Below are 24,434 nucleotides of genomic sequence, written 5' to 3' on the forward strand. Positions count from 1 at the left end.
TGCCGCCCGGGCGTCGCTCACCGGTTCCCCCGGGGGTCTTGCCTAGACTCGTCGCGTGACCACCAGCCAGCTCGACCCTCTCCTCGGCCGTCTCGTCGACGGCCGGTACGAGGTGCGCTCGAGGATCGCCCGCGGCGGCATGGCGACGGTCTACCTCGCGCACGACCAGCGCCTCGAGCGCCGCGTGGCGATGAAGGTCATGCACGGCCACCTCTCCGACGACGCGACGTTCAAGAACCGCTTCGTCCAGGAGGCGCGCTCCGCCGCCCGTCTCGCCCACCCGAACGTGGTCAGCGTCTTCGACCAGGGCCAGGACTCGGACATGGCCTACCTGGTGATGGAGTACCTCCCCGGGATCACTCTGCGCGACCTGCTCAAGGAGCGCGGCCGGCTGACCGCCCAGCAGGTCGTCGACATCATGCACTCCGTGCTCTCGGGTCTCGCCGCCGCGCACCGCGCCGGGATCCTCCACCGCGACCTCAAGCCCGAGAACGTGCTCCTCGCCGACGACGGCCGGATCAAGATCGGCGACTTCGGCCTCGCGCGCGCCGCCTCCGCCAACACCGCCTCCGGCCAGGCCCTCCTCGGCACGATCGCCTACCTCTCCCCCGAGCTGGTCACGCGCGGCACCGCCGACACCCGCAGCGACATCTACGCCATCGGGATCATGATCTACGAGATGCTCACCGGAGAGCAGCCCTTCACGGGCGAGCAGCCGATGCAGATCGCGTACCAGCACGCCAACGACTCCGTCCCGTACCCCAGCGCGACGGTCGCCTCCGTCCCCACCTCGCTCGACGAGCTCGTCCTCTGGGCGACCGAGCGCGATCCGGACATGCGACCCCGCGACGCCGGTGTCATGCTCGCGCAGCTGCTCGAGGCCGAGCGGCTCATGGGCATCACACCGAGCGACCGCCGCGGCGACACGCAGGCGGTCACGCCCCTCCCGCTGCCCGTCGCCGATCCGGCGCCGGCGACGGCCGTCTTCGATCCGGCGGAGCCCGGGCAGACCTCGGTCTTCGACCCGGCGCCGGCCCCCGGAGCGGTGCTCGTGGTCGACGAGGACGACGACACCGTCGCCCGGCTCGCGAGCAGGCGCCGCGTCCGACGGCGCCGCGGCGTCCTGCTCACGGTGGTCGTGCTCCTCCTGGCGCTCATCGGCGGCGGGACGGCCTGGTGGTTCGGCGAGGGACCCGGCGCGATCGTGTCGATCCCGGACGTCGTCAGCCAGTCGCAGCAGGACGCGACGGCCCAGCTGCAGGCGCAGGGCTTCGAGGTGCAGCCGCAGGAGACGCCCGACCTCACCGTGCCCGCGGGGACGGTGGTGAGCTCCGATCCGCCCGGCGGGCAGGGGGTGCACAAGGGCTCCGTCATCACGCTGACCGTCTCGAGCGGGCCGCGCCAGCTGCCGGTCCCGTCGCTCGCCGGCCTCTCGGAGGCCGACGCTGCCGCCGCGGTGACGGGCGGCTCCTTCACCGTCGGCGACGTCTCGAAGATCTTCGACGCCGACGTCGACGCGGGTGTGGTCGTCTCCGCCTCGCTGCCTGACGGATCGGCGCTGCCCGAGACGATGTCCGAGACCAGCACCATCGCGATGGTGGTGAGCCTCGGACCGATCCCGAACGTCGTCGGCCTCTCGATCGACGACGCGACGGCGAAGGCGGAGGCGGCCGGTCTCGCCCTCGACCGCAGCGGCGAGGACTGGAGCGACACCGTGGCCGCGGGCGTCGTCCTCACGCAGGCGAACCCGGAGGCGCCCGCCGTGACCGGTGACACCGTCTCGGTCGTCGTGTCGAAGGGGCCCGAGCCCGTCGCCGTGCCGAACGTCGTGGGGATGAAGCGCGATGAGGCGAAGGCGGCCCTCGAGGCGGCGGACCTGTCGTGGAGCTACTCCCTGACGACGCTCGGCCCGCTGATCGACGCGGCGCCGAACGAGCTGACCAAGGTCACGAACCAGTCCAACAAGGCCGGCGATCTCGTGCAGCGCGGCACGACGATCCAGCTGTCGATCACCATCACGACCTGACGCCGCCGGTCGAGCCCTCAACGAGGACTCGACCGGCGGTCGGGGTCGGATCAGATCGCGCGGCCCCGGAGCTCCTCCGCCACGAGGAACGCAAGCTCGAGCGACTGCATGTGGTTGAGGCGCGGGTCGCAGACCGACTCGTACCGGGTGGCGAGCGTCGCCTCGTCGATGTGCTCCGAGCCGCCGAGGCACTCGGTGACGTCGTCGCCCGTGAGCTCGACGTGGATGCCGCCCGGGTGCGTCCCCGCGGCGCGGTGCGCCTCGAAGAAGCCCTTGACCTCGTCGACCACGTCGTCGAAGCGACGGGTCTTGTAGCCGGTCGGCGTCGTCAGCCCGTTGCCGTGCATCGGATCGGTCACCCACAGCGGCAGGGCGTCGCTCCGCTTGACGGCCTCGAGCAGCGGCGGGAGGGCGTCGCGGATCCTCCCGGCACCCATGCGGGTGATGAAGGTGAGGCGACCGGGCTCCCGCTCGGGGTCGAGCTTGTCGATCAGCTCGAGCATCGTCTCGGGCGTGGTCGACGGGCCGAGCTTCACGCCGATCGGGTTGCGCACCCGCGACAGGAAGTCGACGTGCGCGCCGTCGAGCTCGCGGGTGCGCTCGCCGATCCAGATGAAGTGGCTGGAGGTGTTGTACGGCGTGCCGGTCCGCGAGTCGATGCGCGTCATGGGGCGCTCGTAGTCCATCAGCAGGCCCTCGTGGCCGGTGTAGAACTCGGTGCGCTTCATGCCCTCGAAGTCGGCCCCGCACGCCACCATGAACTTGACCGCGCGGTCGATCTCGCGGGCCAGCTGCTCGTAGCGCTGGTTCTGCGGGTTCTCGGTGAAGCCCTTGTTCCAGTAGTGGACGAGGCGCAGGTCGGCGAATCCGCCCTGCGTGAAGGCGCGGATGAGGTTCAGCGTCGAGGCGGCGGTGTGGTAGCCCTGCACGATGCGGCGCGGGTCCGCGGCGCGCGACTCCGGGGTGAAGTCGTAGCCGTTGACGATGTCGCCGCGGTAGGCGGGCAGGGTCACGTCGCCGCGGGTCTCGAGGTCGCTCGAGCGCGGCTTCGCGAACTGGCCGGCCATCCGGCCCATCTTGATGACGGGCATGCTCGCGCCGTAGGTCAGGACGACGGCCATCTGCAGCACGGTCTTGACGCGGTTCCGGATCTGCTCGGCGGTCGCTCCGGCGAAGGTCTCGGCGCAGTCGCCGCCCTGCAGGAGGAACGCCTCGCCGCGGGCCGCGGCTCCGAGACGCTCGCGCAGCTGGTCCACCTCGCCGGCGAACACCAGCGGAGGGAGCGCGGCCACCTCGGCTGACGCCGCTCGCACGGCCTCCGCATCGGGCCACTGCGGCTGCTGCTTGATCTCGAGCTCGCGCCAATAGTCCAGGCCGGCGACCACGGAGGGGGCGGCGAGGACGTACGGTTCGTTCGGATCGATGACCACGAGGGTGTTCCCGGTTCTGACGGGCGCCAGCGGCGCGCGGAGGGCCGCCGTCCGGACGGACGGCAGCGGTTGACGAGCTTATCGCCTGGCAGGGCGCTCGGCCGGGAGGGGGCCCCGGGCGTCGAGCGGGCGCTCAGCGGGTGAGGGCCGCGCGCTTCTCCTTGACCGAGGTCGCGTAGACGTCGAGGTACTCCTGGCCGCTCAGGGCGAGGAGCTCGTACATGATCTCGTCGGTGATCGAGCGGAGGATGAACCGGTCGCCCTCCATGCCCTCGAAGCGGCTGAAGTCGAGCGGCTCCCCGAAGACGATGCCGATGCGGCCCAGCTTCGGCAGGCGCTTGCCGATGGGCATGATGCGCGCGGTGTCGATCATGGCGACCGGGATGACGGGCACGCGGGCCTCGAGGACCATGCGCGCGACACCGGTGCGGCCGCGGTACATGCGGCCGTCGGGGCTGCGCGTGCCCTCGGGATAGATGCCCAGGGCGTGGCCGCCCGCGAGGACGCGGAGGCCCGTGTTGAGCGAGGCCTCCGACGCCTTGCCACCGGAGCGGTCGATGGGCAGCATCCCCGTGGCGGTGAAGAACGTCCGCGTCGCCCAGCCCTTGAGGCCCTTGCCGGTGAAGTAGTCGCTCTTGGCGAGGAAGACCATGTTCCGCTCGATCACCAGCGGGAGGATCACGGAGTCGATGAAGGAGAGGTGGTTGCTCGCGAGGATCACGCCGCCGTTCTGCGGCACCTTGTCGGCACCGACCACCCACGGCCGGAAGATCGTCTTCAGGAGCGGGCCCGCGACGATGTGCTTCATGAACCAGTAGAACATCGGGCTCCTCGGCGGTGCGGCGGATCGGGTGCGGCGGGTGCCGCTAGAGGGAGCTCGCGTGCAGGCGCGCCAGGTCGGCGGCCCCCACGACTCCGGCGTCGTTGACGAGCTCCGCGATGCGGAACTCGGGCTCGGGGTGGTAGCCCCGGGCGGGGAGGTTGTCGAGGTAGGCCTGGCGGATGGGGTCCAGCAGGAGGTCGCCCGCCTGCGCCACTCCGCCGCCGATGACGAACATCTGCGGGTCGAGGACGGCGCTCAGGCTGGCCGCCGCCTCGCCCAGCCAGTGGCCGAGCTGTCGCAGCGCCGCGAGGGCGCCGAGGTCGCCGGCGGTGATCAGCTCGGAGATGAGGTGGCCGTTCAGCTCGCCGCCGTTGCGGGCGCGGGCGTCGGCGATGCCCTGGCCGATCCCGCCCGCGTCGGCCAGCTCGCCGGCGAAGCGCTGGAGCGCGCGGCCCGAGCCGTACTGCTCGATGCAGCCGCGGGCGCCGCAGCCGCAGGGCAGGCCTCCGGGGACGACCCGCATGTGCCCGATCTCGGCCGCTGCGCCGAAGCCGCCGCGCAGGAGCCGGTCGTTGATGACGATCGCGCCACCCACTCCGGTGCCGATGGTGAGCATCAGCATGTCGCTGACGAGGCGGCCCGAGCCGTAGCGGAACTCGGCCCAGCCGGCGGCGTTCGCATCGTTCTCGATGATGATCGGCAGGTCGATGCGGGCCGAGAGCTTCTCGCGGAAGGGCTCGTTGCGCCAGTTGATGTTCGGGGCGTAGTAGACGATCGACTGCGAGGCGTCGATGAAGCCGGCGGCGGCGACTCCGACCGCGGAGACGTCTCCCGGGAGCAGGCCGGAGCGCAGATGCTCGACCATCTCGACCACGACGTCGACGATCAGCTCGGGGTGCCCGGCAGGAGTGGGCCGACGGTCCTCGCGGAGGATCCCCCCGAACTCGTCGACCAGGGCTCCGGCGATCTTCGTGCCGCCGATGTCGATCCCGATCGCGTGCACGCGAACCGCCTTCCCGTCGCCACCGGCGCGGCAGCGTCGGCGGGCCGCCCTGAGCGGCGGCCAGGACGAGTGTAGTGACCGCGAGCGCTCCGATGCGGCTCAGCGGCGAGACCCGGCGACGCGTGTCGGCCCTCCTCGCGGAGCCACCACTGGATCGTTACCCTGAACGGATCCACAGCTTGCGCCGCGCCGGTACAGTGGAGACGACGTTCATTCAGGTACCGAAGGAGTTGCCGTGGACCAGTTCGATTCCCCCCTGGTGGTTCCGGCCGATCCCCAGGCCAACACGACCGCCCTCCTGCTGGACCGCGTCCGCGAGACGCCCGATCGCCCGCTCTTCGCGCTGCCCGACGGCGACGGCTGGCGCGATGTGACGGCGCAGGAGTTCCTCGACCAGGTCACGGCCCTCGCGAAGGGCTTCGTCGCCGCCGGCCTCGAGCCGGGCGAGAAGGTCGGGCTGATCTGCAAGACGCGCTACGAGTGGACGCTGATCGACTTCGCCGTCTGGTTCGCCGGCGGGATCCTCGTCCCGGTGTACGAGACCTCCTCCCCCGCGCAGGTGCAGTGGAACCTCGCCGACTCCGGCGCGCACGCCGTGATCGTCGAGACCCCCGAGCACTTCGCCCGCTTCGACGAGATCCGCGCCGACCTTCCCGAGGTCCGCCTCGCCTGGCAGATCGGGCTGGGCGATCTGGACAAGCTGGTCGCGCGCGGCATCGACGTGCCGGATGCCGAGATCGAGCGCCGCCGCTCGCTGGCGACCGGCACCGACATCGCGACGATCATCTACACCTCCGGCTCCACCGGCCGCCCCAAGGGCTGCATCATCCGGCACTCGAACTTCGTCGAGCTCAGCCGCAACTCGGCGGTCGCCCTGACGGAGCTGATCCACCAGCCCGGCGCGTCGACGCTGCTGTTCATCACCACCGCGCACGTGTTCGCCCGCTTCATCGCGATCCTCTGCGTGCACGGCGGGGTGAAGGTGGGGCACCAGGCCGACACCAGGCAGCTGCTCCCCTCGCTCGCGTCCTTCAAGCCGACGTTCCTCCTGGCCGTGCCGCGCGTGTTCGAGAAGGTCTACAACTCCGCCGAGCAGAAGGCCGAGGCCGGGGGGAAGGGGAAGATCTTCCGCCGCGCGGCCGACGTCGCCGTCGCTCACTCGATGGCGCTCGAGGCGGGTTCGGTGCCGCTCGCGCTGAAGCTGCAGTTCCTCCTCTTCGACCGGCTCGTCTACTCGAAGCTGCGCACCGCCATGGGCGGGAACGTCCGCTTCGCCGTGTCCGGCTCGGCGCCGCTGGGAGACCGGCTCGGGCACTTCTTCCACAGTCTCGGCATCAAGATCCTCGAGGGCTACGGCCTCACGGAGACGACGGCGCCCGCCACGGTCAACCGCACCGAGCGGTTCAAGATCGGCTCGGTGGGCCCGGCGATGCCCGGGGTCTCGATCCGGATCGCGGGCGACGGCGAGATCCAGGTGCGCGGCATCGACGTCTTCGGCGGCTACTGGAACAACGAGGCGGCGACGGCCGAGTCGTTCGACGGCGAGTGGTTCCGCACGGGCGACCTCGGAACCCTGGACGAGGACGGGTACCTGCGCGTCACCGGGCGGAAGAAGGAGATCATCGTCACCGCCGGCGGCAAGAACGTCGCTCCGGCGGCGCTGGAGGATCCGATCCGCGCGAACCCGCTGGTCGGCCAGGTCGTCGTCGTCGGCGATCAGCGCCCGTTCATCGCCGCTCTGGTCACGCTCGACTCCGAGATGCTGCCGACGTGGCTCGCCAACAACGGGCAGGACAAGGGCCTCTCACTCGAGGACGCGGCCGTGAACCCGGTCGTTCTGGCCGAGGTGCAGCGGGCCGTCGATGCGGCGAACGAGCGCGTGTCCCGCGCCGAGTCGATCCGGAAGTTCGTGATCCTCCCGACCGAGTTCACGGAGGCGAGCGGTCACCTGACTCCGAAGATGAGCATCAAGCGCAACGTCATCCTCGCCGACTTCGCCGACACCATCGCCGCCGTCTACTCCGCCGCCCCCGCCACCGAGGGCATCTCCCTCCGCTGACCCCGCGCTCTCCCCGCGTCACCAGCAGGCCGTCCCGATCGCAGCCGCCTCCGGGACAGCGCGCCCAGCTCTATCCCGTCGGCGGAACGCCCGACGCTCTCCTCGACGCGCCCCTGTCGCGGTGCCGACCGCGCCGGGGCAGGGACCAGATCCCCTCAACACAGCCGTATCCGGGAAAGCGCGTCCCAGCGGTTTCCCGTCGGCGGAACGCACGACGCTCCACAGAACGCGCCCACCCCGAAAAGCCGACCGCGCCGAGCCGGGCAAGGACCGGCTCCCCAAAACACAGCCGTATCCGGTGAAGCGCGTGCCAGCGCTTCACCGTCGGCGGAACGCACGACGCTCCATGGAACGCGCCCACCTCGAGCGGCCGACTGCGTGGAGCCGGGCAAGGACCGGCTCCCCACCAACACAGCCGTATCCGGGAAAGCGCGTCCCAGCGCTTTCCCGTCGGCGGAACGCACGACGCTCCCCAGAACGCGCCCACCTCGAAAAGCCGACCGCTCCGAGCCGGGCAGGGACCGCCCCCCTCGACACAGCCGTATCCGGAAAAGCGCGTCCCAGCGCTTTCCCGTCGGCGGAACGCACGACGCTCCCCAGAACGCGCCCGCCTCGAAAAGCCAACCGCGCCGAGCCGGGCAGGGACCGGCCCGGAATCGAACTCAGAACCAGTCGGATTCCCGGACGGCCTTCATGGCGGCGCGGCGGTCGTCCTTGGAGAGGCGGTCGAGGTAGAGGCGTCCGTCGAGGTGGTCGCATTCGTGCTGGAGGGCCTGGGCCATGAGGCCGTCGCCTTCGAGGACGATCTCGTTGCCGTCGAGGTCGGTGCCGCGGACCTTCGCGTGCGGGTAGCGGATCGCGGGGTACCAGAGGTTCGGGACGGAGAGGCAGCCCTCGTCGACCGGTCGCGGGTCTCCGCTGAGCTCGATGATCTCGGGGTTGAGGATGTACCCGATGACGCCGTCGACGTTGTAGCTGAAGGCGCGGAGGTTGACGCCGATCTGGGGGGCTGCGACGCCGGCGCGGCCGGGCGGTCGGACGCTGTCGACGAGGTCCTCGACGAGGCCGCGGACGCCGGCGTCGACCGTCTCGATGGTCGTGGACGGGGTCTTCAGCACCGGGTCCCCGAAGATGCGGATCTGGCGTTCGGTCATGTGGTGCGCTCCCTCAGGGCCTCCTCCGCGCTCAGGAGGGCGTTCTCGACGACTTCGCTCGCTGCGGGGTGCGGCCAGTACTGGCTGCGGGCGAGTCCGCGGATGCCGGTGCCGGCGCTGGCGGCCTGGACGAGCGGCTGAATGAGGATACTGGCCTGCGGCCCGATGATGTGCGCGCCGAGGAGGGTGCCGTCGAGTCCGACGACCAGGAGGCAGGCGCTGGAGTCGTCCTCGAGCGCCCAGCCGAAGGCGGTGGAGCCGTACTCCTGGGTGACGGTGACGACGTCCAGGCCCTGGTCCCGCGCTTCGGCCGCGGTGAGCCCGAAGTGGGCGATCTGCGGGTGGGCGAAGATCGCGCCGGGCACCGGCGAGAGGGTGTCGGAGAGCAGCTCGCCCGGGTGCAGGAGGTTGTGCGCCACGAGGCGCGCCTCGTGGTTGGCGACGTGCTTGAGCTGCCAGCGGGACGACACGTCACCGAGGGCGAAGAGGCCGGGCACGGGGCGTCCGCCGGAGAGGACGCGCTGCTCGGTGTCGACGCTGATCCGGCCGTCCTCGTGCAGATCGATCCCGACGGAGGCGGCGGCGACCGTGTCGCTGTTGGGGTCGCGGCCGAGCGCGACGAGCAGCAGGTCGGTCTCGACCGTCGTGCCGTCGCTGAGGGCGACGCGGAGCCCGTCAGGGCGGGCGTCGACGCTCTCGGCGCTCACTCCGGTGAGCACCGTGTACCGCTCGGCGGCGATCCCGGTGAACCGGCGCGAGACGTCCTCGTCGAGGGCGCGGAGGAGGCGGTCGCCGCGGACGGCGACGGTCACGGCCGTGCCGAAGGAGGAGAAGACGTGGGCGAACTCGACGGCCACGGCACCGCCGCCGAGGATCAGCATCCGCTCGGGGAGCTCGTCGAGCCGCATGACCGAGGACGAGTCCTGGATGCGGGGGTCCGGCTCGTACGCGGCGAGGAGCGGCCTGGGCCGCGAGCCGGCGGCCACGACCACCTGCCGAGCACTGATGCGGGCACCGCTGGCGCTGACGAGGACGTGCGGGCGGTCGCCGTCTCCGAGCGACTCGAAGCCGAAGCTCTCGCGGAGGACGGTCACGTTCGGGGAGCGCTGATCGCGGTACTCGAAACCGCCCTCGCTGATCGCGTCGATCCGGCCGAACACACGGTCGCGCACCTCGGCCCACTCGGGGCGGCGGAGGCGGGAGTGGACGCCGATCGGGCCGCCCTGGTCGACGTCGGTGACCACGTCGGCGACGTGGACGAACATCTTGGTCGGGATGCAGCCGGCGTTGAGGCAGGTGCCGCCGAACCACTCCCCGTCGTCGAGGATCGCGACCCGCAGGCCGTCGAACTCCGGACCGACGATCGAGTTGCCGGAGCCGGCCCCGACGACGATCAGGTCGAAGGCGTCGGTGGACGCGTCGGGCCCGTCGGTGCGGTCCTGGTGCGCGGCGGACGCCGCCCCGAAGCCCCGGGGCTCAGACACGTCGGACCGGCATGCCCTCGACCACGAGCGCGGCGAGCAGGCGTGCGGCGTCCTTCGTGCCCTCGCGCAGCTGCTCCCACTTCACCACGGAGCCGGCGGCGAGCACCGGGTCGTAGGGGATGCGGACGATGTCGCGGACGCGGGAGCGGAAGTGCGACTCGATCTCCTCCAGCTTCACCAGGCTCGTGCCCTGCGTCGCCGTGTTGAGCGCGACGACCGCGTTGCGCACCAGGGCGCCGTAGCCGTTCGCGTCCAGCCAGGTGAGGGTCTCGGAGGCCAGGCGGGCCTCGTCGACGCTGCCGCCCGAGACGATCACCACCGTGTCGGCGCGCTGCAGCGTGGGCCGCATCACCGAGTGCACGATGCCCGTGCCGCAGTCGGTGAGCATGATCGAGTAGAAGCGCTCGACCAGGTCGGCGACCACGTTGTAGTCGTCCTCGTCGAAGGCCTCGGAGAGCTGCGGGTCGGTGTCGGAGGCGAGGACGTCGAGGCGGGTCTCGTCGCGGGAGACCATCGTCGAGAACTCGGTGAATCCGGTCACGCCGGCCGCGCGGTTCACGACGTCGCGGACGGTCGCCCGCGTCTGCTTGGGGACGCGCTCGGCCAGGGTGCCGCGGTCGGGGTTCGCGTCGACCGCGATGATGCGGTCCTCGCGCGCGTCGGCGAGGGCCATGCCCAGGAGCGTCGTGACCGTGGTCTTGCCGACGCCGCCCTTGCGGGTCATGACCGGGACGAAGCGGGTGCCGCCCTCGAACTGCCGGCCGATCCGCTCGTCCATCGCCTTCCACGCCTTCACCTTCGCGGAGTCGCCGAGGTTGACCGTGTGGAAGGTCAGGCCGTAGAGGAAGCGGTGCCAGCCGCCCGTGGGAGCGGGACGGGTCTTGCGGTTGACCTCCAGGAGCCTGTCCGGGGTGAGCATCGACGCCGACTCTGGGACGGCGGCGCTCGGCGCGGACGGGGCGGGAGCGGCGCTCGAGGACTCGGCGCGGAGGCGGTCGCGGCGCGTGGGGACGGCGGCGGGCTCCCCCGCGGACTCGGACGCCGCGGGCTTCTCGGCGGACTCCGCTCGGGCGGGGATCCCCGCCGAGACCGGTCCGTTCGCGCCGGACGGGTGAGCGGGAGCCGGTGAGGGGGTCGGAGCAGGACTCGGCTCCGGGGGCGCGAGAGCGTGCGAGCGCGAGGGCGGCAGGCCGAGGCGGCCGACGTCGATCGCGTCCTCGTCCTCGACCGGAGCGGGGGCGGTGGAGCGGCGTCGCGGGCCGGGCGGAGTGATCCGCACGCCGTCGGGCAGGAGGGTCGGAGCGGTGTCGCTCGCTCGCGGGGAGTACTGACCCGATTCCCGAGCCGCGTCCATGGCGGTCCGCGGCGTGGGACCGGTGCCGGTGTCGGGCTGTTCGTCGTTGCGCTCATCCATGCGAACGAGCCTCCTTCCGCTCAGGACGAGTGTACCGGCGGGCCCGGATCGCGCCGGGCGGCTTGGTCGGAGCGCGCTCCGACTGCTAGTGCTGCCCGCTTCCGGGGGCGGCGCGGACGGCGCGTGCAGCGAACGGTTAGGTTCTGCCGCCCGGAGGAACGTAAAGTAGTCAGCCATGCATGTACTCAGCGTGAGCTCCCTCAAGGGCGGCGTCGGCAAGACCACGGTGACGCTCGGCCTTGCATCCGCGGCGTTCTCGAAGGGCCTGCGAACGCTGGTCGTCGACCTCGATCCCCAGTCCGACGTGTCGACCGGAATGGACATCAACGTCGCCGGCCACCTCAACATCGCCGACGTCCTGACGTCGCCGAAGGAGAAGATCGTCCGCTCGGCGATCGCCCCCTCCGGCTGGACCAAGGAGCACCACGGCACGATCGACGTGCTGATCGGCAGCCCCTCCGCAATCAACTTCGACGGGCCGCACCCCAGCATCCGCGACATCTGGAAGCTCGAGGAGGCCCTCGCTAGCGTCGAGGCCGACTACGACCTCGTGCTGATCGACTGCGCCCCCTCGCTCAACGCCCTGACCCGCACTGCCTGGGCCGCGAGCGACCGCGTCGCCGTCGTCACGGAGCCGGGCCTGTTCTCGGTAGCCGCCGCCGACCGGGCGCTCCGGGCGATCGAGGAGATCCGCCGCGGACTCAGCCCGCGCCTCCAGCCGCTAGGCATCATCGTCAACCGCGCCCGCGTCCAGTCGCTGGAGCACCAGTTCCGGATCAAGGAGCTGCGCGACATGTTCGGGCCGCTCGTCCTCAGCCCGCAGCTCCCGGAGCGCACCTCCCTCCAGCAGGCGCAGGGCGCGGCGAAGCCCGTCCACGTCTGGCCCGGGGAGAGCGCCCAGGAGATGGCGCACAACTTCGACCTGCTGCTCGACCGCGTCATCCGCACCGGACGCATCGGCGAGCAGGTCCCGGCCGCGACCTAGGGCCGGCGGGTCCGCCGGACTTCTCCGGCTCGAGGTCTCGGGACGCGGGCGATGCTCGTTGCTCGAGGAGTGCCAGGGACGGCGCCGGTAGACGCTCGGCGTCGGAGTTCAGCGCGGACTCTCGATGCGCGGGCGGAGCCCGCCACTCGATCAGCACGGTCAGACTCGGGTGGCACCCGTTGCTCGCACAGCACGGCTGCAGGCGGGTCCGCTCCTGATCGGCTGAGCGTGCGGAGGGGACCCGGGAGTCCCCGGGGCCGCGGCCGACCCGCGAGCGGTGGGCGGTCAGCCGACGCGGCGGGAGGCGCGGCGCTGGGCGAGCTCGTCGCCAGGGTCGACCGACTGGTGGTCGAGCTCGACGAGGCTCGACTCGACCTCGCGGAGGACCTTGCCGACGGCGATGCCGAAGACGCCCTGGCCGCGGCTGAGCAGGTCGATGACCTCGTCGTCCGAGGTGCAGAGGTAGACGCTCGCGCCGTCGCTCATCAGGGTCGTCTGCGCGAGGTCGTCGACCCCGGACTCGCGGAGCTGGTTGACCGCCGTGCGGATCTGCTGGAGCGAGATCCCGGTGTCGAGCAGGCGCTTGACCAGCTTCAGCACGAGGATGTCGCGGAAGCCGTAGAGGCGCTGCGTTCCGGAGCCGGACGCGCCGCGCACGGTGGGCTCGACGAGCTCGGTCCGCGCCCAGTAGTCGAGCTGCCGGTAGGTGATCCCCGCGGCGCGCGCCGCGACGGCCCCGCGGTAGCCCGCGTCGGCGTCGAGCTCGGGCAGTCCGTCGGTGAACAGGACGAGGTCGCGCTGGCCGCTGACGTCGCGGCTGACTTCTCTCATCCCTGTGCCTCTCGGATCCGGACGCCGGATCCTCCGAACGCGCTCCCTACCGTACCGACCGGCGCAGGCCGAGTAAACGACATCGGCCTCGGCGCCGCGGCGTGTCGCACGGGCCGCCCGACGGCCGGCGGCGCGGCCCTCACGAGCGGGCGATCCGCGAGAGGGCGCTGCGCACCATCGCCCCGCGGATCGTGCCCAGCTGGGTCGCGAGCCCCACCGCGTTCTCGGCAGCGCCGGCGGAGCCGGACGCCTCTCCGCGGCGGGCGCTGGAGGCGACGACGCTCTCGATGAGCGACATCTCGCGCTCGACGGCGACGCGGAGCGGTCGGAGATGGCGGGGCTCGATACCGGATCGGCCGAGGTCGACGAGCGCCTTGAGCGTCGTCACGGCCTCGTCCCCGAACACGTCCCCGCCCCGCACGAGCCCGGCGGCGATGGCCTCCTGGACGAGAGCGGGCGTGGCACCGGACTCGGCCGCGAGGCCCTCGCGGGTCAACCGCGTGGCGGGGCCGAGGAGCGAGGCGCTCGGACCCCCGACACCGGCCGGCAGGGCGGGCTCGCGTCCGGCGTCGATGTCGTCGAGGTATCCGCGGATGACCTTGAGGGGGAGGTAGTGGTCGCGCTGCAGAGCGAGGATCATCCGGAGCCGCTCGACGTCGGAGCCCGAGAACTTGCGGTAGCCGGAGTCGGTGCGGGCCGGCGAGACGAGCCCCTGCTCCTCGAGGAAACGCAGCTTGGACGGGGTGACGTCCGGGAACTCAGTGGTCAGCCTGGCCAGCACCTGCCCGATGCTCAGCAGAGCGGCGGAGCCGGTGGGGAGGGCGCGCGCGGAGGAGCGGCCCACGGCTCACGCGTCCGGAGCGGCGACGAGGTCGGCGCGGGACGCGTAGAAGGTGAGTCGGAACTTGCCGACCTGCACCTCGGAGCCGTCGGTGAGGATCGCGGACTCGATCCGGACCCCGTCGAAGTAGGTGCCGTTCAGGGAGCCGAGGTCGTGGACCTCGAACGCCGTGCCGCGGCGGACGAACTCGGCGTGCCGGCGCGAGACCGTGACGTCGTCGAGGAAGATGCCCGCGTCGGGGTGACGGCCGACCGTCGTGGAGTCGGTGTCGAGGAGGAAGCGGGCGCCAGTGTTCGGTCCGCGGCGCACGACCAGCAGCGCGGATCCCGAGGGCAGAGCGCCGACGGCCTCGGCCTCCTCGCGCGACGCGCGGTTGTCGAGAGCGGCGAGCTGGGCGCCGATGTCGTCGGTGAACGTCAGAGTCGTCTCCGTCGACGGCTCACCGGGAACGGAATTGTGCTGGGCGGATGATGCTCCACCGACGGGCTCGACCAAGACGTACCTCCTATCAGGTCAGCGTATCCGAATCGTGACCCTCGTCGGACCCCTGAGCACCTGTGCGGACCCCCAGGACGAGGTCCCGTGTCTGGACGGCGTAGACGATCCCGGCCCACCAGTAGAGGAACGCGCCCCACAGCGCGAAGGCCCAGGCGATGGGGAGCGAGGCGGCCGCGAGGGCCGGGAACGCCTGCCCCAGCATGATCAGCGGGAGCGCGTAGAAGAGGCAGAAGGTCGCGAATTTCCCCAGGTGGTGCACGGGAAGCGCTCCGTAGCCGTTGTTCGCCAGGACGACCGCCAGGACCACGAGCATCAGGTCGCGGGCGAGCAGCACGGCGACCAGCCACCAGGGCACCAGTCCGCGGGCCGCGAGGCCCAGGACGGTGGCGAAGATGTAGAGGCGGTCGGCGGCCGGATCGAGGACGCGGCCGAGGCGCGTCATCTGGTCGAAGCGGCGCGCGATCCAGCCGTCGAGGTAGTCGGTGAGGCTCGAGACGACGAGGGTCAGGAGCGCGAGCGCGTCCTCGCCGAGGACCACGAGCACGAGGAACACCGGCACCAGCGCGAGACGCACCATGCTGAGGACGTTCGGGACCGTCCAGATCCGGTCCTCACCGGTGCGCGCCATGCGCCCAGCCTAGGCGGGGCGCACGGCGGCATGGTCAGCGCTTGTCGCGCCAGACCCGCTCGAACGGCAGGCGCCAGGCGTGCGGCGCGATCAGCTGGTGGATCGCGTTCGGCCCCCAGGAGCCGGGCGCGTAGAGACGGACGGGCGGCGGATCCTGCAGGAGCGGCGCGGAGACCTCCCAGAGCCGCTCGATGCCCTCCGCGGTGGTGAACAGCGTGTGGTCTCCGCGCATCGCGTCGAGGATCAGGCGCTCGTAGGCCTCGAGCGCGTCGCCCGCGCGGTCGGTCTCCTGGAGCGCGAACTGCATGCTCAGCTTGTCGAGCCGCATGCCGGGACCGGGGCGCTTCCCGTAGAACGAGAGCGAGACCTTCGAGGCGTCCGCCAGGTCGAAGGTGAGGTGGTCCGGGCCGTGGGCACCGACTCCGGAGCCCTGCGGGAACATGCTCTTCGGGGGCTCGCGGAACGCGATCGAGATGATGCGCTGGCCCTCGGCCATCCGCTTGCCGGTGCGGAGGTAGAACGGCACTCCCGCCCAGCGCCAGTTGTCGATCTCGCACTTCAGCGCGACGAAGGTGTCGGTCTCGGAGTCGGCGGCGACGCCCGGCTCGTCGCGGTAGCCGATGTACTGGCCGCGCACCACGTTCTCGGGGTTCAGCGGACGCATCGAGCGGAAGACCTTGTTCTTCTCCTCGCTGATGGCCTGGGGCTCCAGCGCGGTCGGCGGCTCCATCGCCATGAACGCCAGCACCTGGAAGAGGTGGGTGACGACCATGTCCTTGTACGCGCCGGTGGACTCGTAGAACTCGGCGCGACGGTCGAGCGTGAGGCGCTCGGGGATGTCGATCTGGACGTGATCGATGAAGTTGCGGTTCCAGATGGGCTCGAAGAGGCCGTTGGCGAAGCGGAAGGCGAGGATGTTCTGCGCCGGCTCCTTGCCGAGGAAGTGGTCGATCCGGAAGATCTGCTCCTCGCTGAAGGTCTCGTGGAGCTCCGCGTTGAGGACGACCGCGCTCTCGAGGTCGACGCCGAACGGCTTCTCCATGATGATCCGCGAGCGCTCGACCAGCCCGGCCTCGGCGAGCATCCGCACGACGGAGAGAGCTGCCCTGGGCGGGACGCTGAGGTAGTGCAGCCGGCTCACGTCCGGGCCGAGGACCGCCTCGGCGTCGGTCACGGCGGCGGCCAGCGCGGCCGGACCGGCGGACTGCGGGACGTAGCGGAGCTTGGACGCGAACTCGTCCCACTGCGCCGGCGTCAGGGAGCGGCTCCCGAACTCGTCGTAGGCCAGCTTCGCGAAGGCGCGGAACGAGGCGTCGTCGTGCTCCTCGAGCGAGGTGCCGACGATCTGCAGGTCCGGTGCGAGGGAGGAGAGCGCGAGGTGGGCCATCCCCGGGATGAGCTTGCGCCGGGCCAGGTCGCCGACGGCGCCGAACAGCACGACGACATGGGGTGCCGCCTGCTCGGTCTGGACGGCGGGAGCGGGGGGTGCGGTTGTCACGGTCACCCCTCGATCATTCCAGTTCGGATCGTGACGCAGGCGTCATGTGCTCGATACGCACCGCCGCTAAGGTCTCTCCCGTGCCTCCGTTCTCCGACGCGTCCGCCGCGACCGCAGCACCCGCCTCCGCCACCGCCCCCTCCTCCGCCGACGGGACGACCGCGCCTCCACTCGACGAGAGGATCCGCGCCGACGTCCACCTGCTGGGCGAGCTGCTCGGCCAGGTGCTCCGCGAGTCGGGCGAGCCCTCCCTCTACGAGGACGTGGAGCGCCTGCGCGCGCTCACGATCAGCGCCTACGACAGCGGCGACGCCGCCGGGACCGCGGAGGCGGAGGAGTTCGTCGCCTCGCTCACGCTCGAGCGCGCCGAGGAGGTCGCCCGGGCGTTCACCTGCTACTTCCACCTCGTCAACGTGGCGGAGGAGTTCCACCGCGTCCGCGTGCTGCGCCGGCGCGAGGCCGACGCCGGCGCGCAGTCGCCCGAGGACTCGATCCTCGCCTCGATGCGCCGGCTGACCGGGGAGCTCGGGGAGGACGAGGCGTTCGCGCGCCTGTCCCGACTGGAGTTCCGCCCGGTCCTCACGGCGCACCCGACCGAGGCGCGCCGCCGCGCAGTGGCCTCGACCATCCGCCGCATCAGCGACCTGCTCGAGCAGCGCGACGACCCGCGCATGGGCGGCGTCGTGCTGGTGGAGATCCGCCGCAGGCTGCTGGCCGAGGTCGACACGCTGTGGCGCACCGCTCCGCTGCGCGAGTCCAAGCCCACTCCCCTCGACGAGGTGCGCACCGCGATGAGCGTCTTCGACGAGTCGCTGTTCTCGGTGCTCCCCCGCGTCTACCGCCGCCTCGACGACGCTCTGCTCGGCGAGGGCTCGGGCACCCGGGCACCGGTCGCGCCGGCCTTCGTCCGCCTGGGCACCTGGATCGGCGGCGACCGCGACGGCAATCCCTTCGTCACCGCCGAGACGACCCTCGCTGCCGTGGACATCGCCTCCGAGCACGTCCTCATGGGCCTCGAGCGGGTCGCCCGCCGCGTGGGCCGCGCGCTGACCCTCGACGCGTCGACCACTCCCCCGTCGGCCGCCGTCGAGGCGCTCTGGGCCTCCTGCGTCGAGCGGGCTCCCGAGCTCGCCGCCGACATCGCCGAGCGCTCGCCCAACGAGGCGCACCGCCGCGTCCTGCTCTTCGCGGCCGAGCGCCTGGCGGCGACCCGCTCCGAGGGGCCGCTGGCCTACTCCGCCGCCGCCGAGCTGCTGGCCGAGCTGCGCACCCTCCAGGAGTCCCTGGTCGAGGCCGAGGACGTCCGCGCCGCCTACGGCGACCTCCAGGACTTCGTCTGGCAGCTCGAGACCTTCGGCTTCCACCTCGCCGAGATCGAGGTGCGCCAGCACTCGAAGGTGCACCGCGAGACGATCGCCGCGATCCGCGCCGGCGAGGAGCTCGACGAGCGCGGCCTCGAGGTCCTGTCGGTGTTCCGGGCGATCGCGAAGGTCCAGGAGCGCTTCGGCACCGACGCGGCGAGGCGCTACATCGTCTCCTTCACGCAGTCGGCCGACGACCTGCGGACGGTCTTCGAACTGGCCGAGGCGGCGACCGACGGCGTGCCGCCGATCATCGACGCGGTCCCGCTCTTCGAGACCTTCGCCGACCTCGACGCCTCGACCGACATCCTCGCCGAGATGATCCGCCTCCCCCAGGTGCAGGCGCGCCTCGCGGCCACCGGCAACCGGCTCGAGGTGATGCTCGGCTACTCCGACTCGTCGAAGGACGTCGGACCGGTCTCGGCGACGCTCGCGCTCTACGACGCGCAGGCGCGCATCGCGCAGTGGGCGGCCGACGAGGGCATCGTGCTCACGCTGTTCCACGGGCGCGGCGGAGCGCTCGGCCGCGGCGGCGGGCCGGCCAACCGGGCCGTCCTCGCGCAGCCGCCCGGATCGGTGGACGGCCGCTTCAAGCTGACGGAGCAGGGCGAGGTCATCTTCGCCCGCTACGGCAACCCGGACATCGCCACCCGGCACATCGAGCAGGTGGCGGGAGCGACGCTGCTCGCCTCCTCCCCCGCGGTCGGCGAGCGCAACGCGGGCGCCGCGGAGCGCTTCGCCGAGGTGGCGGCGACGATGGACCGCGAGTCGCGCCGCCGCTTCTTCGAGCTCGTGAAGGCCGACGGCTTCGCGCCGTGGTTCGCCCGGGTCACCCCGCAGGAGGAGGTGGGCCTGCTCGCCCTCGGCTCGCGTCCGGCCCGCCGCGGCCTCTCCGTCGAGTCGCTCGAGGACCTGCGAGCGATCCCGTGGGTCTTCGCCTGGACCCAGGCCCGCGTCAACCTGACCGGCTGGTTCGGGCTGGGCAGCGCACTCGAGGCCGTCGGCGACCTCGACCTGCTCCGCGAGGCCTACGCCTCGTGGCCGCTGTTCACGACGATGGTCGACAACGTCGAGATGTCGCTCGCGAAGACCGACGAGGGCATCGCCCGCCGGTACCTCGCCCTCGACTCCCGCGACGACCTCGCCGGACTCGTGCTCGACGAGATGGCGCTCACCCGCCGGTGGGTGCTCTCGATCACCGGCGAGGAGAGCCTGCTCACGGGCCACCGCGTGCTCGGCCGTGCCGTGCGCCTGCGCACCCCGTACGTCAACGCGCTCTCGCTCCTGCAGCTGCGCGCACTGAAGGCGCTCCGCACCGACCCGGGCGGATCCGGGACGGAGCAGAACCAGCGCCTGCTCCTGCTCGCGGTCAACGGAGTCGCGGCGGGTCTGCAGAACACCGGCTGATCCCGGCTCGGAACGACGGAACCCCCGGCGGCCTCACGGCTGCCGGGGGTTCTCGTGCGTCTGCGGGCGCCTCCCGCCTGCGGAGCGGATCGAAGCGCCGCGCGGATCAGGCCTGCGGAGCGGCGCCGGCCTCCTGAGCGGCCTTCGCCTCCTCGTACTGGCGGCGCACCTCGACCATGTCGAGGCCGCGGACCTGCTCGATCAGGTTGTCGAGCGCGGGGGCGGGCAGGGCGCCGGGCTGAGCCATCAGCGGGATCCCGTCGCGGTACACCACGAGGGTGGGGATGGAGGAGATGCCGTAGCTCGCGGCGAGCTGCTGCTGGTCCTCCGTGTCGACCTTCGCGAAGGTGATGTCGGCGTTCTTCTCGCTCGTGGCCTCGAAGACCGGAGCGAACTGCTTGCACGGGCCGCACCAGTCGGCCCAGAAGTCGATGAGGACGATGCCGTCGGCGATCGTCTGGTCGTGGGAGTCGAGGGTCATCGCAGTCGTAGCCATGGGGGATGCAACCGGGTGCCCCCGCGGCCTATTCCCGGGCGGGATCGAGGAGGTCGAGCAGCGAGCGCGGACCGACCACGGCGGCCCCGAGCGCCTCGACGCGGGCGGCCAGTCCACGGTCGGCCGTCACGACGACCGCGGTCTCGAGCGCGCCGACCAGCTCGACGATCGCGTCGTCGCCCGAGCCGTCGGCCGAGTGGACCGTCAGCCGCTCCGTGAGAGCGCCCGCCTCCGGACGGGCGGCGCGCGCCACTCCCTCGAGCACCACGGCGATGCGCGGCCAGACCGTGTCGGCGTCGATCCCCAGGAGACGGCCGGGAACGCCGGCCTCCGCGAGGCGGGCCAGGGAGGCGAGGAGGCGCTCCGCGGCGCCGGCGCGGTCGCGCCACCAGCCGTCGGGGCGTGAGCCGACCACGTTGGCGGCGTCCACGACGAGCACCGGGATCGAGGAGCCGAGCGCGCGCAGACCCGGCCAGGCCGCTCCGAAGCCCGGGTGCAGCGGCAGGGAGGCGACGTCCTCGGGGGCGACCCAGCGCAGCTCGGTGCTCTCGGCGTCGCTGATGCGGGGAGTGAAGTGCTCGCGGGACTCGGCCAGGACGGTGGAGTAGCTCCACGGGCCGATCACGACGACGCTGGAGAGCACGGGCAGGATCAGGTCGGCGGGGACGCCCGCCTCCTCCTCCGACTCCCGGAGGGCCGCCTCGAAGGCCGTCTCCTCGGGGTGACGGGCGCCGCCGGGCAGCCCCCAGGTGTCCCCGAAGTGGCTCCAGCTGACGCGGTGCTGGAGCAGGACGCGTCCCGACGGATCGCGCAGGAGGAGGCCGGCGGCGCCGAAGCGCCCCCAGAAGCGGCGTCCGTCGCCGATCTCGACCCAGCCGTCGCCGAGCGACGCGTCGAAGGGGTGGCGCGGGAGCACGGCGTCCGCGCCGGGGTCCTCGCTGGTCATGCCCTCCAGCCTCCCACACCGCGCCCGCCGCGCCCGACCCCGACGGGCTGGCAGAATCGGACGATGCGCCGCTCGAGACCCCTCCGCCTCGCGACGCTCGCCTGGCTCGCGCTGATCGCCCTGATCACGCTGACGCCCGCGCCCTACCCCGCCGGGGAGCCCAACGCGCTGATCCGCGGGATCATCGCGTTCCTCGCCTCCACGCCGCTCACCGGCTGGTTCGACTTCGACGTGGCGGAGTTCACCGCGAACGTGCTGCTCTTCGTGCCGCTCGGTGCGCTGATCGCCGCGCAGCTGCCGGCGGGGCGCCGCCTGTGGGCCGCCGCCATCGGGCTCGCCGTATCGGCGGCCGTCGAGACCGCGCAGCTGCTGTGGCTGCCGACCCGCGTCTCCGACGTGCAGGACCTGGTCTCGAACGGCAGCGGCTCCCTGATCGGCGCCCTGCTGACGATCGCGCTGCTCCGCTTCTCCCCCCGCCGCCGCTCCCGGAAGGACCGCACCGCCCATGCCCGCTGAGACCCTCGTCGTCCTCGACCGACCCTCCCTCGACGCCGAGGCCCACTCGCCGGGAGGACCCGCGCACCGCATCGATCCGAGCGGGCGCGGCGATCTGGACGTCACCGACCTCGGCTTCACCCGCGGCGACGGCGTGTTCGAGACGATCAACCTGGTCGACGGACGGCTGCAGGCGCTCGACGCGCACCTGGACCGCTTCGAGCGCTCGGCCCGGATGCTCGACCTGCCCCGGCCGGACCGGGCCGCCTGGCTCGAGGCGATCGGAGCGGCGGTGGCCGCGCACCCGCCCGTCGCCGAGGCGATGGTGAAGACGATCCTGACCCGCGGCGTCGAGGGCGGCGGGCGGCCCACCGGCGTCGTCTTCGTGCAGACCAGCCCGGACTTCGGCCCGGCCCGCCGCGACGGCGTGCGCGTGGTGCTCCTGGACCGCGGGCTGCGCTCGGACGTGCAGTCGACGTCCCCCTGGCTGCTCGCCGGCGCGAAGACGCTCTCGTACGCGGTGAACCGTGCGGCCGCGCGGGAGGCCGCCCGGCGCGGTGCCGACGACGCCCTGTTCGTGTCGAGCGACGGCTACCTGCTCGAGGGGCCGACCTCGAACCTCGTGCTGCTGACGGGCGGGGAGCTCGTGACTCCTCCGCCGAGCCTCGGGCTGCTGCCCGGCACCACGCAGGCCGACCTGTTCGCGCTCGCGCCGGGCCTCGGCCTCGGGACGGCGGTGCGTCCGCTGCGCGCGGGCGATCTGGAGGCGGCGGACGCGGCGTGGCTGGTCTCGAGCGCGCGCAACGCCGCTCCCGTCCGTGCCGTCGACGGGACCGACCGCCGCGTCGACGCCGACCTCTCGGCCCGGATCAACGCCGCGCTGCTCGACCGCTGAGCGTCCGATCCTCCTCCGTGGGACGCCCCGCGCCGAGCGCGGACGGCGTCCCGGAGGGGAGGGCTCAGGAGAGGCCGTCGACGTCCGCGGGGCCGCGGCTGATCAGTCCGCCGCGGACGTGCTCGACGGTGGGGTCGAGCTGGACCGGATCGCGCTCGTCCGCCGCCTCGTCGTTGATCACGGCCGACACGATGCCGCGCCAGTCGGTGCCCTCGGCCACGGCCTCCTCGGAGCCGACGCGGCGTGTGACGAACACGGCCTCCGACTCCTCGCCCGCGTGCGAGATGACGGCGAGGACGCCGACGGTGCGACCGCCCGGGTGCTCGATCCGCCACTCCTCGTGCCCGGACGGGACGAGCGAGAACTCCAGGCCCGCGTGCGGGAAGCCGGTGGGGCGCAGCTCGGACGGGGATCCGCTCTGCGGAGGCGCGCCGCGGGTGGGGACCCCGGTACCCTCGCCGCTCGTCGTGCTCATGCCGACGTCGCCGCGGGTTCCGCCGGCTCCGGAGCTGTCGTTCGCCGCGACCATGCGGTCGTCGCCGCTCCGCAGCGCGTCGTCCGCTCCGGTGTAGATGCTGTCGTCTCGGTTCATGGGAACCTCCTTGTCGGCGGCCAGTGTAGGACCGCGGGGTGGGTGGCGAGCGGGCGCCGTTCGTAGACTGGGGGGATGCAGATCCCGGTGACCGGTGCCGTGCGGGTGGACGCGTGGCTCTGGGCGGTGCGCATCTACAAGACGCGCTCCGCCGCGACGACCGCGGCTCGGGCCGGCCACATCCGCGTCAACGGCGAGCGGGCCAAGGCGGCGCAGACCGTGCGGGTGGGCGATGAGGTCCGCGCCCGGATCGGCGGCTTCGACCGGGAGCTGATCGTCCGCGGACTCGTGGTCAAGCGGGTCGGTGCGCCGGTGGCCGCCGAGTGCATGGAGGACCGGACGCCCCCGCCGCCACCCCGGGAGTACGCGCCGGGCGTGATCGTCCGTGACCGCGGAGCGGGCCGCCCGACGAAGCGCGACCGGCGCGACATCGAGCGCCTCCGCGGATTCTGACCGCGCGACCCGCCAGCGGCCTCAGGGGGCGAGTGCGCGTAGGCGCTCCAGGAGCCCCTCCGCCGCCTCGTCGAGGAACCGCTGCTGCAGCTCGTCGCCGACCTGGACGAGGGCGATGTCGGTGAACCCCGCCTCGATGTAGGGCACGAAGCTCTGGGCGAGCTCGTCGAGGTCGGGGCCGCAGGCGATCTGCTCGGCGACGTCCTCCGGGCGCACGAACTGGCTCGCTCCGGCGAAGCCGGCGGGGGTCGGCAGATCGGAGTTGACCGCCCAGCCGCCGGCGAACCAGCGGAACTGCTCGTGGGCCAGCGACACTCCCTGCTCCTTGTCCGGCGCCCAGCAGATCGGGATCTGGCCGATCGTGCGCGAGGGGGCGGCGTCCGCACCGCGGACCGCGGTCCACTGCGAGATCAGCTCGGCGTCGGGCTCGGTCGTGATGAGGTGGTCGCCGATCGGCGCGAAGCGGGCGATCGACTTCTCCCCCGAGACCGCCAGGCCGATCTCGACCGGCTTGTCCGGCAGGTCCCAGATGCGGGCGGAGTCGACGCGGAAGTACTCGCCCTCCCAGGTCACCAGCTCGCCGGTGTGCAGCTCGCGGATGAGGTGGACGGCCTCCTCGAGCATGTCCTGGCGCACGGCGACCGAGGGCCAGCCCTCGCCGACGACGTGCTCGTTGAGGTTCTCGCCCGAGCCGAGGCCGAGCGTGAAGCGGTCGTCGGAGAGGATCGCGAGCGTCGCAGCCTTCTGCGCCACTACGGCCGGGTGGTAGCGGATGGTCGGCGCGGTGACGTAGGTCGTGAGATCGATGGTCGACGTGGCCTGCGCGACCGCACCGAGCATCGTCCAGGCGTAGGAGGCGTGCCCCTGCTCGGTCAGCCACGGCGAGTAGTGGTCGCTCGAGACCGCGAACTCGAAGCCGAGCCTCTCGGCGTCGACCGCGTAGCCCACCAGCTGCTTGGGTCCGCTCTGCTCGGTCATCAGGGTGTATCCGAATCGCACCATGGTCCGTCCTCGTTCCGCTCGTCGTGGGATGCCCGGGGGCACGTCCCATGGTGGGCGGGGGGCCGGATGCGCGCTAACCCCTTGCCCCGGTCGCGAGCGGCGGCTAGCGCGGT

General features: G+C 72.3%; 22 protein-coding genes. 7 read left to right on the plus strand and 15 right to left on the minus strand.

Annotation, left to right across the window (positions count from 1 at the left end; genetic code table 11):
• Positions 1 to 55 precede the first annotated feature (55 nt).
• Positions 56 to 2,026 (plus strand): Stk1 family PASTA domain-containing Ser/Thr kinase, encoded by a 1,971-nt coding sequence (gene pknB, locus C5C49_RS10750; protein ID WP_104346150.1) that lies wholly within the window; start codon positions 56 to 58, stop codon positions 2,024 to 2,026.
• 50 nt (positions 2,027 to 2,076) lie between these two features.
• On the opposite strand, the gene C5C49_RS10755 is transcribed toward pknB, so the two are convergent.
• The 3 genes from C5C49_RS10755 to C5C49_RS10765 form a co-directional block, all read right to left on the minus strand.
• The gene (locus tag C5C49_RS10755) at positions 2,077 to 3,411 is read right to left on the minus strand and encodes a class II 3-deoxy-7-phosphoheptulonate synthase (RefSeq protein WP_104222617.1); all 1,335 of its coding nucleotides are present in this window, start codon (positions 3,409 to 3,411) and stop codon (positions 2,077 to 2,079) included.
• A gap of 178 nt (positions 3,412 to 3,589) precedes the next feature.
• A complete protein-coding gene (locus C5C49_RS10760; protein WP_104222581.1) occupies positions 3,590 to 4,279 on the minus strand; it encodes a 1-acyl-sn-glycerol-3-phosphate acyltransferase in 690 nt (229 codons plus the stop codon).
• Positions 4,280 to 4,322: 43 nt separating this feature from the next.
• Complete coding sequence (locus C5C49_RS10765; RefSeq protein ID WP_104222580.1) at positions 4,323 to 5,282, minus strand: ROK family glucokinase; 960 nt, start codon at positions 5,280 to 5,282, stop codon at positions 4,323 to 4,325.
• Positions 5,283 to 5,517: 235 nt separating this feature from the next.
• On the opposite strand from C5C49_RS10765, the gene C5C49_RS10770 reads away from it, so the two are divergent.
• The gene (locus tag C5C49_RS10770) at positions 5,518 to 7,341 is read left to right on the plus strand and encodes a long-chain fatty acid--CoA ligase (protein ID WP_104346151.1); all 1,824 of its coding nucleotides are present in this window, start codon (positions 5,518 to 5,520) and stop codon (positions 7,339 to 7,341) included.
• 662 nt (positions 7,342 to 8,003) lie between these two features.
• Here the strand turns inward: C5C49_RS10770 and def are convergent.
• The 3 genes from def to C5C49_RS10785 are packed head-to-tail and all read right to left on the minus strand — an operon-like array spanning position 8,004 to position 11,393.
• A complete protein-coding gene (gene def, locus C5C49_RS10775) occupies positions 8,004 to 8,495 on the minus strand; it encodes a peptide deformylase (protein WP_104346152.1) in 492 nt (163 codons plus the stop codon).
• On the minus strand, positions 8,492 to 9,979 hold the full coding sequence (locus C5C49_RS10780; protein ID WP_104346153.1) for a mycothione reductase: 1,488 nt from the start codon (positions 9,977 to 9,979) through the stop codon (positions 8,492 to 8,494). The genes def and C5C49_RS10780 overlap by 4 nt, the downstream gene beginning before the upstream one ends.
• On the minus strand, positions 9,972 to 11,393 hold the full coding sequence (locus C5C49_RS10785; protein ID WP_258063289.1) for a MinD/ParA family protein: 1,422 nt from the start codon (positions 11,391 to 11,393) through the stop codon (positions 9,972 to 9,974). The genes C5C49_RS10780 and C5C49_RS10785 overlap by 8 nt, the downstream gene beginning before the upstream one ends.
• Before the next feature lie 175 nt (positions 11,394 to 11,568).
• Here C5C49_RS10785 and C5C49_RS10790 point away from each other — a divergent pair, with 175 nt between their 5' ends.
• Positions 11,569 to 12,378, plus strand: coding sequence for a ParA family protein (locus C5C49_RS10790; RefSeq protein WP_104222576.1), 810 nt, complete (start codon positions 11,569 to 11,571; stop codon positions 12,376 to 12,378).
• A gap of 285 nt (positions 12,379 to 12,663) precedes the next feature.
• Here C5C49_RS10790 and C5C49_RS10795 read toward each other — a convergent pair whose 3' ends face one another.
• From C5C49_RS10795 to zwf, 5 genes are all read right to left on the minus strand, one after another.
• Positions 12,664 to 13,209 (minus strand): MerR family transcriptional regulator, encoded by a 546-nt coding sequence (locus C5C49_RS10795; RefSeq protein WP_104346154.1) that lies wholly within the window; start codon positions 13,207 to 13,209, stop codon positions 12,664 to 12,666.
• A 139-nt stretch (positions 13,210 to 13,348) separates the two neighbouring features.
• Positions 13,349 to 14,053: a MerR family transcriptional regulator gene (locus C5C49_RS10800; RefSeq protein WP_104225380.1), complete on the minus strand. Its 705-nt coding sequence runs from the start codon at positions 14,051 to 14,053 to the stop codon at positions 13,349 to 13,351.
• Between the two features lie 3 nt (positions 14,054 to 14,056).
• A complete protein-coding gene (locus tag C5C49_RS10805) occupies positions 14,057 to 14,545 on the minus strand; it encodes an FHA domain-containing protein (protein ID WP_104222573.1) in 489 nt (162 codons plus the stop codon).
• 13 nt (positions 14,546 to 14,558) lie between these two features.
• On the minus strand, positions 14,559 to 15,176 hold the full coding sequence (locus C5C49_RS10810; RefSeq protein ID WP_104346155.1) for a CDP-alcohol phosphatidyltransferase family protein: 618 nt from the start codon (positions 15,174 to 15,176) through the stop codon (positions 14,559 to 14,561).
• Positions 15,177 to 15,210: 34 nt separating this feature from the next.
• Positions 15,211 to 16,674 carry a glucose-6-phosphate dehydrogenase gene (zwf, locus tag C5C49_RS10815; RefSeq protein WP_104225448.1) on the minus strand — a complete coding sequence of 488 codons (1,464 nt, stop codon included), beginning with the start codon at positions 16,672 to 16,674 and terminating at the stop codon, positions 15,211 to 15,213.
• Between the two features lie 80 nt (positions 16,675 to 16,754).
• On the opposite strand from zwf, the gene C5C49_RS10820 reads away from it, so the two are divergent.
• Entirely contained in the window at positions 16,755 to 19,442 is a 2,688-nt protein-coding gene (locus C5C49_RS10820; RefSeq protein WP_374953554.1) for a phosphoenolpyruvate carboxylase, read from the plus strand.
• Positions 19,443 to 19,548: 106 nt separating this feature from the next.
• On the opposite strand, the gene trxA is transcribed toward C5C49_RS10820, so the two are convergent.
• On the minus strand, positions 19,549 to 19,938 hold the full coding sequence (gene trxA, locus C5C49_RS10825; protein ID WP_104225382.1) for a thioredoxin: 390 nt from the start codon (positions 19,936 to 19,938) through the stop codon (positions 19,549 to 19,551).
• Positions 19,939 to 19,966: 28 nt separating this feature from the next.
• Entirely contained in the window at positions 19,967 to 20,884 is a 918-nt protein-coding gene (locus C5C49_RS10830; protein ID WP_104346156.1) for an NUDIX domain-containing protein, read from the minus strand.
• Between the two features lie 63 nt (positions 20,885 to 20,947).
• On the opposite strand from C5C49_RS10830, the gene C5C49_RS10835 reads away from it, so the two are divergent.
• Together C5C49_RS10835 and C5C49_RS10840 are read left to right on the plus strand one after the other, a co-directional pair.
• Positions 20,948 to 21,400 carry a VanZ family protein gene (locus tag C5C49_RS10835; protein ID WP_104225384.1) on the plus strand — a complete coding sequence of 151 codons (453 nt, stop codon included), beginning with the start codon at positions 20,948 to 20,950 and terminating at the stop codon, positions 21,398 to 21,400.
• Positions 21,390 to 22,274 (plus strand): aminotransferase class IV, encoded by an 885-nt coding sequence (locus C5C49_RS10840; RefSeq protein WP_104346157.1) that lies wholly within the window; start codon positions 21,390 to 21,392, stop codon positions 22,272 to 22,274. The genes C5C49_RS10835 and C5C49_RS10840 overlap by 11 nt, the downstream gene beginning before the upstream one ends.
• A 64-nt stretch (positions 22,275 to 22,338) precedes the next feature.
• Here the strand turns inward: C5C49_RS10840 and C5C49_RS10845 are convergent, their stop codons facing one another.
• Positions 22,339 to 22,866 carry a hypothetical protein gene (locus C5C49_RS10845; protein WP_104238684.1) on the minus strand — a complete coding sequence of 176 codons (528 nt, stop codon included), beginning with the start codon at positions 22,864 to 22,866 and terminating at the stop codon, positions 22,339 to 22,341.
• Between the two features lie 75 nt (positions 22,867 to 22,941).
• On the opposite strand from C5C49_RS10845, the gene C5C49_RS10850 reads away from it, so the two are divergent.
• Positions 22,942 to 23,319 carry an RNA-binding S4 domain-containing protein gene (locus C5C49_RS10850; protein ID WP_181135757.1) on the plus strand — a complete coding sequence of 126 codons (378 nt, stop codon included), beginning with the start codon at positions 22,942 to 22,944 and terminating at the stop codon, positions 23,317 to 23,319.
• 21 nt (positions 23,320 to 23,340) lie between these two features.
• Here the strand turns inward: C5C49_RS10850 and C5C49_RS10855 are convergent, their stop codons facing one another.
• On the minus strand, positions 23,341 to 24,321 hold the full coding sequence (locus C5C49_RS10855) for a TIGR03557 family F420-dependent LLM class oxidoreductase (RefSeq protein ID WP_104346158.1): 981 nt from the start codon (positions 24,319 to 24,321) through the stop codon (positions 23,341 to 23,343).
• Positions 24,322 to 24,434: the final 113 nt, after the last annotated feature.

The sequence above is a fragment of the Rathayibacter sp. AY1E2 genome (assembly GCF_002932325.1).
Taxonomy (GTDB): domain Bacteria; phylum Actinomycetota; class Actinomycetes; order Actinomycetales; family Microbacteriaceae; genus Rathayibacter.